This is a genomic window from Candidatus Pelagibacter bacterium nBUS_25, from assembly GCF_051200975.1.
GTDB lineage: Bacteria > Pseudomonadota > Alphaproteobacteria > Pelagibacterales > Pelagibacteraceae > Pelagibacter.
Map to the genome: position 1 here is coordinate 669,931 of NZ_CP172846.1, position 13,274 is coordinate 683,204.

15 protein-coding genes are annotated in these 13,274 nt (G+C 27.7%); 6 read left to right on the plus strand and 9 right to left on the minus strand.

The window, feature by feature from the left end; translation table 11 throughout:
* Positions 1-5 precede the first annotated feature (5 nt).
* The 3 genes from ispF to ACIJYH_RS03620 are packed head-to-tail and all read left to right on the plus strand — an operon-like array spanning position 6 to position 2,064.
* Positions 6-1,109 carry a 2-C-methyl-D-erythritol 2,4-cyclodiphosphate synthase gene (gene ispF, locus ACIJYH_RS03610; RefSeq protein ID WP_435164175.1) on the plus strand — a complete coding sequence of 368 codons (1,104 nt, stop codon included), beginning with the start codon at positions 6-8 and terminating at the stop codon, positions 1,107-1,109.
* On the plus strand, positions 1,106-1,597 hold the full coding sequence (locus ACIJYH_RS03615) for a phosphatidylglycerophosphatase A family protein (RefSeq protein WP_435164178.1): 492 nt from the start codon (positions 1,106-1,108) through the stop codon (positions 1,595-1,597). Before ispF ends, ACIJYH_RS03615 begins: the two co-directional genes overlap by 4 nt.
* The gene (locus tag ACIJYH_RS03620; RefSeq protein ID WP_435164181.1) at positions 1,597-2,064 is read left to right on the plus strand and encodes a CinA family protein; all 468 of its coding nucleotides are present in this window, start codon (positions 1,597-1,599) and stop codon (positions 2,062-2,064) included. Before ACIJYH_RS03615 ends, ACIJYH_RS03620 begins: the two co-directional genes overlap by 1 nt.
* Here ACIJYH_RS03620 and ACIJYH_RS03625 read toward each other — a convergent pair.
* The 9 genes from ACIJYH_RS03625 to tpiA form a co-directional block, all read right to left on the minus strand.
* Positions 2,061-3,269 carry an alginate lyase family protein gene (locus ACIJYH_RS03625; protein ID WP_435164184.1) on the minus strand — a complete coding sequence of 403 codons (1,209 nt, stop codon included), beginning with the start codon at positions 3,267-3,269 and terminating at the stop codon, positions 2,061-2,063. The genes ACIJYH_RS03620 and ACIJYH_RS03625 overlap by 4 nt on opposite strands.
* A gap of 57 nt (positions 3,270-3,326) precedes the next feature.
* Positions 3,327-3,779, minus strand: a complete 453-nt coding sequence (locus ACIJYH_RS03630) for a type II toxin-antitoxin system RatA family toxin (RefSeq protein ID WP_435164187.1) — start codon at positions 3,777-3,779, stop codon at positions 3,327-3,329.
* Entirely contained in the window at positions 3,779-4,699 is a 921-nt protein-coding gene (gene lipA / locus ACIJYH_RS03635; protein WP_435098744.1) for a lipoyl synthase, read from the minus strand. The genes ACIJYH_RS03630 and lipA overlap by 1 nt, the downstream gene beginning before the upstream one ends.
* Positions 4,689-4,859 carry an FtsB family cell division protein gene (locus tag ACIJYH_RS03640; protein WP_435164190.1) on the minus strand — a complete coding sequence of 57 codons (171 nt, stop codon included), beginning with the start codon at positions 4,857-4,859 and terminating at the stop codon, positions 4,689-4,691. The genes lipA and ACIJYH_RS03640 overlap by 11 nt, the downstream gene beginning before the upstream one ends.
* A 130-nt stretch (positions 4,860-4,989) precedes the next feature.
* A complete protein-coding gene (gene eno, locus ACIJYH_RS03645) occupies positions 4,990-6,246 on the minus strand; it encodes a phosphopyruvate hydratase (protein WP_435164193.1) in 1,257 nt (418 codons plus the stop codon).
* Positions 6,246-7,070, minus strand: a complete 825-nt coding sequence (gene kdsA / locus ACIJYH_RS03650) for a 3-deoxy-8-phosphooctulonate synthase (protein WP_435164196.1) — start codon at positions 7,068-7,070, stop codon at positions 6,246-6,248. Before kdsA ends, eno begins: the two co-directional genes overlap by 1 nt.
* Positions 7,067-8,683, minus strand: coding sequence for a CTP synthase (locus ACIJYH_RS03655; protein WP_435164199.1), 1,617 nt, complete (start codon positions 8,681-8,683; stop codon positions 7,067-7,069). The genes kdsA and ACIJYH_RS03655 overlap by 4 nt, the downstream gene beginning before the upstream one ends.
* A 44-nt stretch (positions 8,684-8,727) precedes the next feature.
* The gene (secG, locus tag ACIJYH_RS03660) at positions 8,728-9,027 is read right to left on the minus strand and encodes a preprotein translocase subunit SecG (protein WP_435098761.1); all 300 of its coding nucleotides are present in this window, start codon (positions 9,025-9,027) and stop codon (positions 8,728-8,730) included.
* A 5-nt stretch (positions 9,028-9,032) separates the two neighbouring features.
* Positions 9,033-9,773, minus strand: coding sequence for a triose-phosphate isomerase (tpiA, locus tag ACIJYH_RS03665; RefSeq protein ID WP_435164202.1), 741 nt, complete (start codon positions 9,771-9,773; stop codon positions 9,033-9,035).
* Positions 9,774-9,829: 56 nt separating this feature from the next.
* Here tpiA and ACIJYH_RS03670 point away from each other — a divergent pair, with 56 nt between their 5' ends.
* Genes ACIJYH_RS03670 through ACIJYH_RS03680 form a run of 3 tightly spaced genes read left to right on the plus strand, consistent with a single transcriptional unit; the run spans position 9,830 to position 13,274 of the window.
* On the plus strand, positions 9,830-11,251 hold the full coding sequence (locus tag ACIJYH_RS03670) for a SurA N-terminal domain-containing protein (RefSeq protein WP_435164205.1): 1,422 nt from the start codon (positions 9,830-9,832) through the stop codon (positions 11,249-11,251).
* Positions 11,251-12,708, plus strand: coding sequence for an anthranilate synthase component I (gene trpE / locus ACIJYH_RS03675; protein WP_435164244.1), 1,458 nt, complete (start codon positions 11,251-11,253; stop codon positions 12,706-12,708). Before ACIJYH_RS03670 ends, trpE begins: the two co-directional genes overlap by 1 nt.
* Positions 12,708-13,274 carry an anthranilate synthase component II gene (locus ACIJYH_RS03680; protein WP_435162270.1) on the plus strand — a complete coding sequence of 189 codons (567 nt, stop codon included), beginning with the start codon at positions 12,708-12,710 and terminating at the stop codon, positions 13,272-13,274. The genes trpE and ACIJYH_RS03680 overlap by 1 nt, the downstream gene beginning before the upstream one ends.

Below are 13,274 nucleotides of genomic sequence, written 5' to 3' on the forward strand. Positions count from 1 at the left end.
TATAAATGATGAACAATTATTTTATAATACTTGCCTCAGGACAAAGCAAAAGATTTAATTCAAATAAACCAAAGCAATATATTACTTATAGAAATAAAGCTCTTTTTGAACATTCTTTGGATAAAGCCATAAAATCAAAACTTTTTAAAAAAATTATTTTAGTTGTTAGCGATAAAAAACAAATCAAAAAAAAATATTCTAGAGATATTGAAATTATTAAAGGTGGCAAAGAAAGATCAGAATCCTCTCTAATTGCCTTAAAATATATTAAAAAATTTAGTCCTAATAATGTTTTAATTCATGATGCAGCAAGACCCAATTTTACTATTGGTCTTTTAAATAAATTAATTAATTCTCTAAAAAAGAATAAAGCATCTGTTCCTGTTATTTTTTCTAAAGACTCAATTAAATATAAAGTTAAAAATCAATTGTTTAATCTTAATAGAAAAAATTCTTATTTAACGCAAACTCCTCAAGCATTTAAATTCAAAGACATTTATGATTTATCTATAAAACAAAAAAATATAATTCAAGATGAGGCAACACTATTTATCGATAATAATTTGAAAATTAATTTTATTAAGGGTGAAACTTTAAATAATAAGATTACTTTTAAAGAAGATATTATTAATACAAAAACCTATTATGGTATTGGATTTGATATTCATAGGTTGATAAAAGATAAAAAACTTTATTTAGGTGGGGTTAAAATCCCCTTTCATTCAGGTTTAAAAGGTCATTCAGATGGAGATGTAATTTTACATTCAATAATTGATGGACTATTGGGTGCGATGAGAAAAAAAGATATAGGAACTTTTTTTCCAGATAATAAAAATAAATTTAAAGATATTAGATCTCCAAAAATGCTAAAACCTATTGTTGATATCTTAAATAGAAGTAAATTCTATATTAATAATTTAGATATCAATTTGATATGTGAGCAACCTAAAGTTTCCAAATATAGAAATAAAATAATAAGCTCTTTATCAAATCTATTAAATTTAGATAAAGATTTAATTAATTTAAAAGGTAAAACAGTTGAAAAATTAGGATTAATTGGAAAGGAAAAAGCAATAGCTTGTGAAGTTATTTGCTCAATATCAGAATGAAGAAAATAAATGTACTAATATCAACTTTCTTCGGTTATGGTTATTTAACCAAGATACCAGGAACTGTTACATCGTTAGTTACGACTGTATTTATTTATATTGCATATGAATACCTTGGATACACAGATCTTAAATTTTCAATAATTTTTTTTACTCTTTTATTTTTCTATTCTTTTTATGCAGTTAAAGATGCAGAAAGTGAGTTTAAGAATAAAGATCCTAGACAAATAGTTATTGATGAAGTTTTAGGTCAAGCCATGCCTTTAATATTGTTGTTATATTTAAACCAAAACAGTCAACTAGGTATGCAAATTGAAATATATTATATTTTGTCATTCGTATTCTTTAGGTTTTTTGATATTTTAAAGCCTTTTCCAGTTAGCTATTTTGATAAAAATTTTAAAAATTACTTTGGAATAATCATGGATGATATAATGGCTGGATTGTATTCAATGTTATTAATTTACCTAATAAGTCTTAAATTCTAATGAGTATTCAGCTTCTCCATAAAAAATTAATTAATAAAAAGTTAACTATATCTGTGGCTGAGTCTTGTACTGGTGGGTTATTGGCTCATAATTTAACTAAATTAGCCAACTCATCAAAATATTTTCAAATGGGGCTAACCACCTACTCCAATCAAGCTAAAATTAAAATTTTAAAAGTAAATAAAAACATAATTAAAAAATATGGAGCTGTAAGTAAAGAATGCTGTAAATCTATGGTCCAGAATTTATCAAAAATTTCAAAAAGTAAAATAAACGTTTCTATTACTGGAATAGCAGGACCTGGTGGAGCTTCTAAAAACAAACCAGTGGGTTTGGTTTATATTGGAATAAAAAATGATAAAACCTTACTTATTGAAGAAAATTTTTTTAAAACAAAAAAAAGATACTCAATCCAATCTTTAACAGTAAAAAAGGTAATAAAAACTATTCTTAAAACAATCTATTAATTAAAATTTGCTAAAGCATTATAGATGCAGCCAATTCCAATTCCTGCAATCTCATCACTTTTTAAAGATCTAGCTCTAGTTGTCATTTTAGATTTTAGGAATTTTGACGTTCTGTGATCAGGATATCTATATTGGATAATATGAAACCAAGGGCCATTAAAACTCACTCCATCTAAATTTTTATTAAATTTTTGAACACCGTTACTTGCTTGTGAATTATGTGCTTTTTTTGCCCAAGGTTCTAAAACTGAATTATCCATGAAACCATCTTGGAACAATTCAGCAGCTTTTAATAAATTTTTTTCATAATTTTTTGGAAGTTTTACATTTGCTGCATTGGCAATTTCCAAAATCATAAAAGCTTCACCTAATCCAGTATGATGATACCATAACGACCTATTACCACGTGTTGTCCTATCTTTAATGCTGCCATCTTTTAAAATCCATTTATCTGCACCTTTAATAAGCTTTTTAACTAATGATTTATAATTTTTATTATTATTGTGTTTGAGAGCAATGTTAGGGAAAAACCATCCAGCAGAATTTCCCATATAAAATTTTGATACTGGTTTTATCCTTTTGTAAAAAGATTTAAACCATTGATTAATCTTTTTATGTCTGGGATCGTCTGTTTTATAAGATGTAAAGTTTAAGTTATAAATATAATTAAGACCCATAACAATTTCTACAGCAACAGTTGCATCTTTTATTGGCGCTATATCTTGGCCGTTAGGGTCGCTCCATTCTCCCTCACAATCTTTTAAAATAGGTTTATCTTTTGAGTTTGTGTAACACTGCTTGGTTGCTGATAGTGCATTATTCTTTGCCCAAGTATAAAGTTTATCAAATAAAAATTCTTTAACTTTATCATTCTCTTTAACACTGACATAAGTTATTGCATCTGCATATTCTTTAAAAACATCTCTACTGTAAACACCTTCTACTATCTTCCAGTTATCCATTCTTGAATTGTAGCCAAGTATTTTGGGCGCAAGATCTTTGTTAATAATATTTTTTTTAGGCTTATAATTGTTAAAACCACATATTTTTGATTTATAATCTTTAGGCAAATCATCATATTTGTTTAATATGTCATCAGGTATAAAAGGACTTTTGCTTAATTGTTTAGAATTGGCGACAGAATATGAAGTTAATGTAATAAATAATATGTATATAAATAAAATATTGAAACTTTTTATAACCATTTCTTTTAATTAAAGATTTTTTACAAAAATGTATACTCTTAAATCTAAATCATAAATTTATTCAATTGGCTGGTAAAGATCTTCGGCCCTTTTTTGAAAAGCATCTGCTATCTTATTCAAACCAAACTCGAAAGACTTAGACATCAAAACATTTAAGAATTTATTCTCAATTTCAAAATCAATATCAAAAGAAATTTCGGTGCCCCCTTTTGTTTCATTAAAATTCCAATTATTTTCTAAGTGATTTAATGGGCCGCCAATATTGGTTACATTTATAGTACTGTTCTCTTTGTCAAATTTTACATCACTTTTGTATGTATCTTTAAATGGTCCTTTACCAATGGTAAGATCAGCAATAATTAAAATTTGATTACCTTCTTTAATTCTTTCATAAACATGTGAGTCCAAACAAAAAGGAACAAACTCTGGATATTTTTCAATATCAAGAACTAAATCAACAAGTTGATCTTTTTTACATTCAATTAATCTCTTAACTGATGCTTTGGGCATTAATGTTTGTTTAATCTATTTTGTTGAAGTTGAGCAAAATCTTCATCGGCATGATATGAAGATCTTGTTAATGGTGATGAAGAAACTAGTAAAAATCCTTTTGCTTTAGCTATTGTTCCTAAATCATCAAATTCTTTTGGAGTATAATATCTATCAAGCGGATGGTGTTTTGTTGATGGCTGAAGATATTGACCAATAGTTAAAAAATCTACATCTGCAGCTTTCAAGTCATCCATAACTTGCAAAATTTCATCTCTACTTTCACCTAGTCCAACCATAATTCCAGATTTGGTAAAAACATTTTTATTAACTTGTTTGGCATTTTTCAAAAGTTCTAAAGATGAAAAGTATCTTGAGCCAGGTCTAACTTTTAAATAAAGGCTGGGTACAGTTTCGATATTATGATTAAAAACATCTGGGTTTGCATCTAAAACTCTTTTATAAGAATCTCCTTTTCTCAAAAAATCAGGTGTTAATACTTCAATTGTAGTATTTGGATTTTGTTTTCTTGTTTGATTTATTGTTTCAAAAAAATGTTCTGAACCACCATCATCTAGATCATCTCTATCAACCGATGTTATCACAACATGTTTTAAATTTAATTTTTTAACAGCTTCTGCAATTTTAATTGGCTCTAATTGATCTAGTTTTCGAGGTAAACCAGTTTTAACATCACAGAATGCACATGCTCTAGTACAAGTATCTCCCATTATCATAAATGTTGCATGTCTTTTACTCCAACACTCGGTAATGTTTGGGCAATTAGCTTCCTGGCAAACAGTTACTAAATTATTATTATTTACAATTGTTTTTGTTAAGAAAAACTCTTTACTATTTACAAGCTTAGATCTTATCCAATCTGGTTTTTTCTTGATCGGATTAATTGGTTTGTTTTGTTTTTCTGGATGTCTAGTTTTCATTGTTTTTAATTATATAAATCGTCTCGCCTTCTTTTCCAAACAAAAATCTTTCTCTTATTAATGTTTCAACATAATCAAGATCTAAATTAGTGCTTAGTAAAGTATTTTTATGATCTAAATCATTTATTTTATTAACTAAGGATAATTCTTCAGTTTTCAAGTTGGACAAAAGTTCTTTTTTTTTATAAATGAAAAAAGACCTCTTTCACCTGATACAAGATTAAAAGCAAAGTAAAAAATCAAAAAAATAGATACTAATAAAAAATAATTCCTTTTTATTAATCTAAGCATTAATTGATTTTATTCATCCTCGTCTTTTTTCCAAGTTCTTCTTCAATACGAATTAATTGATTATATTTAGCTACTCTTTCGGATCTTGCTAATGATCCAGTTTTAATTTGATTAGAGTTTGTCCCAACTGCCAAATCTGCAATAAATGTGTCTTCACTCTCTCCTGATCGATGAGATATGATTGTTTTATATCCTATAGTTTGAGCAAATTTTATCACATCTAAGGTTTCAGATACTGTGCCAATTTGATTGAGTTTAATTAAAATTGAATTTGATGAAATATTTAAAAAACCTTTTTTAAGTCTTTCAAGGTTTGTTACATACAAATCATCTCCAACGATTTGAACATCTTTTACTGATTTCATTAATTTATTCCAAGCCAGCCAATCATTTTCTGCAAAAGGATCTTCGATTGATTTTATCTTATATTTGTTAATAATTTTTTGATATTCTTTGATCGATTTTTCAACTGAAATATAACTTTTAGAATGAATGGAGTATTTATTCTTTTTAAATAATTCATTGGCTGCAACATCAAGACATATGGAAACATCTTTACCGTTTTTAAAACCTGCTTTTTTAATTGCAGAAACAATTAAATCTAGCGCCTGATTATTACTACTGATCATTGGAGCAAAACCACCTTCATCACCAACAGATGTCGATAAACCCTTATCTTTAATTAGCTTACTTAGACTTTTAATAACTAAAAAACAAACTCTCATTGCTTCTGAGAAACTTTTTGCACGATCAGGTCTGATCATAAATTCTTGAATTCTAAGACCATTGTTAGCGTGTGCCCCACCATTAATTATATTCATTAGAGGGTATGGTAGTTGAAAATTATTTTTAACAGTAAATGTTTTATATAATGGAACTTTTTTTATTTTAGCTGAAAGTTTTTTAACAGCCATAGAAACAGCCAACATTGCATTTGCCCCAAGATTTGTTTTTTGTCTTGTGCCATCAAGGTTAATTAAAAGGGTGTCAATTCGTTCTTGGTTATGAATATTTTGACCTTTTAATTTTTTTGAAATTTTTGTATTAACTAAATTTACAACACTAAAAACACTTTTTCCTAAATATCTTTTATTGTTTTTGTCTCTTTTTTCATAAGCCTCAAAAGTTCCAGTAGATGCGCCAGAGGGACAAATGGCTGATGCGCTATTATTCTTTACATAGACTTCAGCTTCAACAGTTGGATTACCTCTGCTATCAAAAACTTGTCTTGCTTTTACTTTTAAGATTTTGCTCACTACTTTTTAATTAAATTATCAATATCAGTTAATTGTTTAAGTAAATTTTCTAACTTATCTAAAGGAACCATGTTTGGACCATCTGAAGGAGCATTATCAGGATCTTGATGAGTTTCAATAAACACTCCTGCAACTCCTACTGCAACTGCAGCTCTTGCTAAATATTTAACAAACTCTCTTTGTCCACCAGAAGATTCGCCCTGACCACCTGGTTGTTGTACTGAATGTGTTGCATCAAAAATTACTGGATAGCCATTCTTTGCCATGATCGGTAATGATCTCATATCCGATACTAAAGTATTATATCCAAAGCTAGCTCCTCTTTCTGTAACTAAAATATTTTCATTTCCAGAGTCTGCTATTTTTCTAGTAACATTAACCATGTCCCATGGAGCTAAGAACTGTCCCTTTTTAACATTTATAATTTTATTAGTTTTTGCAGCAGCAATTAGAAGATCTGTCTGTCTGCATAAAAATGCTGGTATTTGTAAAATATCAACATGATCTTTTAATAACAAACATTGCTCTGCGTTATGAATGTCGGTTAAAATTGGAACATTCAATTCTTTTTTAATTTTATCAAACACTGGAAGGGATGCTTCTAAACCAGCTCCTCTTTGACCTTTTAGACTAGTTCTATTAGCTTTATCGAAAGAAGTTTTATAAATAAATCCAAGATCAAATTTTTTTGTAATTTCTTGAATTTTACCTGCCATGTCCATTGCATGCTGTTCTGTTTCTAGCTGACATGGTCCAGCAATAATACAAATTTTATTATTATTTGAAATTTCTATATTTCCACAATTTACTTTTTTATTACTCATTTATGATTTTTTGCTGCCTTGATAAATGATGAGAATAATGGATGAGGGGCTAAAGGTCTAGATTTAAATTCTGGGTGAAATTGAACTCCTATAAACCATGGATGATTTTTTAACTCTATAATCTCAGGTAACTTATTATCAGGCGATAAACCAGAAAAAATCATCCCTTTTTTTTCAAACTTATCTTTATAAGCTATGTTCACTTCATATCTATGTCTGTGTCTCTCTTTAATCAATTTTGATTTATAAATTTTTCTGATTTGTGAATTATCCCTAAGCTTGGCATCGTAGGAACCTAATCTCATCGTCCCACCTAAATCTTTATCAGTACCTTTAATCATCTTTCCATCTTTGGTCCATTCATTAATTAATCCAATTATAGGTAAACCTTTTTTATCAAATTCACTTGATGTAGCATTTTTTAAATTTAATTGATTCCTTGCAAATTCAATAATTGCCATTTGCATTCCATAACAAATACCTAAGAAAGGTATCTTATTTAATCTAGCATATTTGATTGCCTCAATTTTTCCATCAGTTCCTCTTTTTCCAAATCCACCAGGAATTAATATTCCTGAAATATTTTTGAGTTTTTTCTTAATTTCTGAAACTTTTAATTTTTCAGAGTCTATTCTAACTAGATTGACCTTTATTTTATTATCTATTCCGCCATGAGTTAATGCTTCATCCAATGATTTATAAGCATCTTTCAGCTCCACATATTTTCCAATAATTGCAATGTTTACTTGCTTCTTATTTTGTAAAATTATTTTAGTAATTTTTTTCCAAGGATTTAGGTTTGCAGGTTTTTTAGATTTTAAATTAAAATAATTCAATACTTGAAGATCTAATTTTTCTCTAAAAAAACTCATTGGAGCTTCATAAATAGTTCTTACATCCACAGTTTCAATCACATTCTTAATATCAACATTACAAAATAACGAGATTTTTTTTCTATGATCTAAAGGGATTGGTCTTTCAGATCTACAAATTATTATATCAGGCTGAATACCTATGCTTCTTAATTCTTTTACAGAGTGTTGGGTAGGCTTTGTTTTTATTTCATCGGAAGCTTTTAAATATGGAACTAATGTTAAGTGAATAAATAATGCATTTTTTTTTCCAACATCATTTGCAAATTGTCTAATAGCTTCAACAAAAGGTAAGCTTTCGATATCCCCTACTATTCCTCCAATTTCACAAATTACAAAATCTTCTTTTGATGAGTCGTGCTTGATAAATTGTTTAATACGATCTGTGATATGGGGAATTACCTGAACAGTTTTACCAAGATACTCTCCTTTTCTTTCTTTTCTTAAAACATCACTATAAATTTTACCTGTTGTTATATTGTCTGATTTTTTTGCAGATACTCCAGAAAACCTCTCATAATGTCCAAGATCTAAATCTGTTTCAGCTCCATCATCTGTTACATAAACCTCTCCATGCTGAAACGGACTCATTGTTCCTGGATCTACATTCAAATATGGATCTAATTTTCTAATTCTGACTTTGTAACCTCTTGATTGAAGTAAGTAAGCTAAAGAAGCTGAAGAAAGACCTTTTCCTAAGGAAGAAACCACACCGCCAGTGACAAATATATATCGCGCCATGGAACTATCTTATAGCGAATAAAAAATGAATTGAAAAGTAATAATTATTTATCTTCAGGAATTGAAGGAGTGTCCTCAGTTTTTTCCTCAATAGTATCTAAAACTGAATTTGTAGGGGTTAATTCCGCTCTTGAAATAATTGTAAGCGCCAGACTACACACAATAAACAAAGTTGCAATCACAGCAGTTGCTTTGGTCATGAAGCCACCAGCAGATCTTGAAAGCATGAAGTTTTCTTGAGAAACACCAATACCAAGAGCCCCACCTTCAGATTTCTGCAAAAGTATTAATGACACCAAAATTAATGCAAGAATGATGTTGATGACTAACAATATATTTTCCATGCGGACTAATTAAAGGTTTTTTTGATTATATCAATAAATTTTTTTGGGCTTTGAGAGGCTCCACCAATTAAAAAACCGTCTATAACGTTAATATCTTTTAATTGAGCAATGTTATTGCTGTTAACTGAACCACCATACAAAATTTTTGGAGATTTTTTACTAAATCTATTTTTAATAAACGAGACAGATTTTAGTAAATCTTCAGATGCAGGTATCAATCCTGTTCCAATTGACCAGACAGGCTCATACGCTACAATTATATTAGATTTGTTTTTAATAGATTTTAAACCGTTGTTAATTTGTTTTGCTAATACTTGATTGGTTTTTTTGTTTTTTCTTTCTTTATAAGTTTCGCCAATACAAAATATAATTTTTAAACCAGCTTTAATTGCACTTTTAATTTTTAAGTTGATTAACTGATCAGTTTCACCAGATTGTCTATTTTCTGAATGCCCCAATATTATATATTTAGCCCCAACATTTTTTAACATTTTTGCATTAACGTTACCTGTGAAAGCACCAAAGTTTTCACTTTCATGACAATTCTGTGCACCAACCTCTAACTTGGTTTCTTTTAATCTCTTTGACAATGGTCTGATAAGTGTATTTGGAGGGCAATAAACTATTTTAAATTTATTTTTCTTATTAGTAATTGAAAATTTTATAACACTATCAAGGGAATTTAATGTTCTTAAATCACCAAACATTTTCCAATTAGCTACAAAATACATATATTTATTTGTCATTATTGAATTTTTAATCTATAGATTTGTTTTTTGCAGATCAATATATTTATAGCTTAATGATAAAAACTTTGAAAAATTTTGGTGGAAAAAAATTAGGTGGTGTAATTCTAATTGCAGTAATTGTAATAGCGTTTGGATTTGGAGGTTTTGGTGGTGGATTTAGCACCAACAACCAGAATAATATTGCAAAAATAAACAAGACCAATGTAACCACACAAGATTTTATGGACTATCTAAATGGTAGTAACATTTCACAACAAGCAATTAGAGAAAACCTTGATCAAAATATAATTGAAGAATTATTGTCAGGACTGATTTCAACTACTTTAATTGATTTAGAGGTTGAAGATTTTGATCTTTCAATAACAGAATTGACTGTTTTAAAAAAAATAAAAGAAAATAAAAATTTTCAAGATGAAAACGATGTATTTCAAAGAATTAAATATGAAAAATTTCTTCTTTCAAACAATATGTCGGCTCCCATGTTTGAACTTCAATTAAAAAATCGTGAACTTCAAAAACATTTATTTGATCTAATTGGAGCTGGAACAATAACGCCAGATTTTTTAATTAAAAAAAAATTTGAGGAACAAAATAAAACTCTAGATATTGAATATTTATCAATGTCTAAGCAATATAGAGAAAAAGATAGCTACACTAGTGAAGAAATTAAGAATTTTGTCGAGGAAAATAAAGATCAATTAAAAAGAGAATATATTGATTTTAAATATGCAGTTTTAAATCCTAAAAATTTAATTGGATTAGAAGAGTTTAATCAGGATTTTTTTGACGAAATAGATAAAATTGAAAACAAAATTTCTCAAGGGGATACGTTCGAAACAATACTCAAAAATATTAAAACAGATGTAATAGAAATTAGCAAATACACAACTTCTTCCACTAAAAAGATTAACGAAGACAGAATTTATTCTAAAAGATCTTCAAATTTAGATATTATTGAAAATGGAGATAATTTTTTATTATTTTCAATAGTTGACAAATATGATCTTGGGCCTGACTTAGGAGATCTCGCTACCAAGGATGAAATAACTGAATTAGTTTTTCAAAAAGGTAAATTTGATCTTAATAGAAATATTTTAGAAAAAATACAAAAAAAAGAATTCGATAATAATGAATTTAATAAAATGTCAGCTAACAGTCTTGAGTATGTGTCGCTTAATTCAATTAATGATGACAATACTTTTGAAACGAATTCAGTTAAAATGCTATACAATCTTCCAGTTGGTTCTTTTACGCTTGTAAATGATAAAGATAATAAAATTTATTTGGTAAAAATAGTTAATGCAAAAGATAATTCTTATAATGCAGCTGATGAAAATTATTTAAAATTTGTCCAAGAACTAAACACGGACAATAGAAAAAGTATTCTTCAATCATATGATCAATTACTTAATAATAAATATAAAGTTCAATTAAATCAGAAAACTATTGATAGAGTTAAAAATTATTTCAAATGATAATTAATCGAAACTTCAAAGATTTTAAGTTTCGACACAGAAGCAAAAAAAATCAAATAATATATACTTCAAAAAAAGTAAAAAATGACGACAATGTTATAAATCTAATTGATAATTTCCTCACAGAAAAGAATAGCTTTATATTTGAGTCAGTTGAAAAAGGGAAAATCAAGGGTAGATATACTATTTTTGGCAAAAATCCTGACAAAATTTGGGAATTTAATAATGATAATTCATTCTTAATAAAAAACAAAAAAAAAATTAAATTAAAAGAAAAACCAGATCAATTAATTGAAAAAATTATTGAAGATTTTAAATTTGAAACCCCAAAGAAACTGCCTAAAATTTGCTCTTTAATATCAGGTTATTTTTCATATGACTCAATTCGATATATTGAGAAAATTCCAAACAAATGTAAAAATGATCTTAATTTACCAGATGTTAGACTTTTGAGACCTAGAACTCTAGTAATTTACGATAATTTAAAAAAAGAAATTTTTTATATAATTAATATTTTTGGTGATGAAAAAATTAAAAACTATACAAAAAAATATGAAGAAATTAAAATAGAATTATCTAAAATATTAATTCAATCTTCTTTAAAAATTTCAAGTTATCTAACTAAAAAAACAAATAAAGACATTAAAGTTAAATCTAATACTCCAAAAAACAAATTTATTAAAATGGTGCATAAAGCTAAAGATTACATCAAACGAGGTGATATTTTTCAGGTGGTTTTAAGTCAACGATTTGAAGCAAAATTAACAAAAAAACCCTTAGACATTTACAAAAAACTTAGAATTACAAATCCATCCCCTTTTATGTTTTTCTTTAATTTTGATGATTTCCAAATCATTGGAGCCAGCCCAGAAATACTAGTTAGATTGAGAGATAATAAGATTACAGTCAGGCCAATAGCAGGTACAAGACCTAGGGGCAAAACAATCAAGGAAGATCTTTTTTATGAAAAAGATTTACTTAAAGATAAAAAAGAACTTTCTGAACATTTAATGCTTTTAGATCTTGGTAGAAATGATGCTGGAAAAGTTTCTAAAATTAATTCAGTCAAAGTTACTGAAAGCTTCATTATAGAAAGATATTCTCATGTAATGCACATAGTTTCTAATGTAGTTGGTGAATACAATAAAAAATTTTCAAAATTTAAATCTATGCTTGCAGGATTTCCTGCTGGAACTGTATCTGGAGCACCAAAAATTAGAGCAATGGAGATTATTGATGAATTAGAGTCAACAAAAAGAAAAGTTTATGCAGGAAGTATTGGATATTTTTCAGCTAATGGAGAATTTGATACTTGCATAGCTTTAAGAACTGCTGTTGCTAAAAACAAAAAATTCTATGTACAAGCAGGTGCTGGAATTGTTGCAGACAGTAAACCAATTAATGAATATGAGGAAACAGTTAATAAAGCTAAAGCTTTAATTAATGCTTTAAGATAATGAAAATATTATTAATAGATAATTATGATAGTTTTACATTTAATCTTTATCATTATCTTTCTTCGTTAAAAACTAAAGTTGACGTTATAAGAAACGATCAAATTACATCTAAAGAAATTATTAAAAAAAAATATGATAAAATTGTAATTTCACCGGGACCTGGTAACCCTAACCAATCTGGAAATTGTTTGAATATTTTAAAGACACTTCATAAAGATCTACCTTTTCTTGGCGTATGTCTAGGCCATCAAATAATAGGTCAAGTTTTTGGTTCAAAAATTGTTCAAGCAAAGAAATTAATGCATGGAAAAACAAGTAAAATCAAATCAAAAAAAATTGGAATTTTAAAAAATCTTCCAAAAGCCTTTGAAGCAACTAGATATCATAGTTTAATTATTGATAAGAAATCTTTATCTGCAGACTTAGAAATTACTGCAGAAACTAGTGATGGTCTAATTATGGGTGTTCAACACAAAAAGTATAATATTCACGGTGTGCAATTCCATCCTGAAAGTATAAAGACTGTATTAGGAATTAAAATATTAAAAAATTTTATAAATCATTAA

Excerpts from the sequence above, each read along its gene's own strand:
- ispF (WP_435164175.1), top strand. The coding sequence starts at position 6 with ATGATGAACAATTATTTTATAATACTTGCCTCAGGACAAAGCAAAAGA.
- ACIJYH_RS03615 (WP_435164178.1), top strand. The coding sequence starts at position 1,106 with ATGAAGAAAATAAATGTACTAATATCAACTTTCTTCGGTTATGGTTAT.
- ACIJYH_RS03620 (WP_435164181.1), top strand. The coding sequence starts at position 1,597 with ATGAGTATTCAGCTTCTCCATAAAAAATTAATTAATAAAAAGTTAACT.
- ACIJYH_RS03625 (WP_435164184.1), bottom strand. The coding sequence starts at position 3,269 with ATGGTTATAAAAAGTTTCAATATTTTATTTATATACATATTATTTATT.
- ACIJYH_RS03630 (WP_435164187.1), bottom strand. The coding sequence starts at position 3,779 with ATGCCCAAAGCATCAGTTAAGAGATTAATTGAATGTAAAAAAGATCAA.
- lipA (WP_435098744.1), bottom strand. The coding sequence starts at position 4,699 with ATGAAAACTAGACATCCAGAAAAACAAAACAAACCAATTAATCCGATC.
- kdsA (WP_435164196.1), bottom strand. The coding sequence starts at position 7,070 with ATGAGTAATAAAAAAGTAAATTGTGGAAATATAGAAATTTCAAATAAT.
- ACIJYH_RS03655 (WP_435164199.1), bottom strand. The coding sequence starts at position 8,683 with ATGGCGCGATATATATTTGTCACTGGCGGTGTGGTTTCTTCCTTAGGA.
- secG (WP_435098761.1), bottom strand. The coding sequence starts at position 9,027 with ATGGAAAATATATTGTTAGTCATCAACATCATTCTTGCATTAATTTTG.
- tpiA (WP_435164202.1), bottom strand. The coding sequence starts at position 9,773 with ATGACAAATAAATATATGTATTTTGTAGCTAATTGGAAAATGTTTGGT.
- ACIJYH_RS03670 (WP_435164205.1), top strand. The coding sequence starts at position 9,830 with ATGATAAAAACTTTGAAAAATTTTGGTGGAAAAAAATTAGGTGGTGTA.
- ACIJYH_RS03680 (WP_435162270.1), top strand. The coding sequence starts at position 12,708 with ATGAAAATATTATTAATAGATAATTATGATAGTTTTACATTTAATCTT.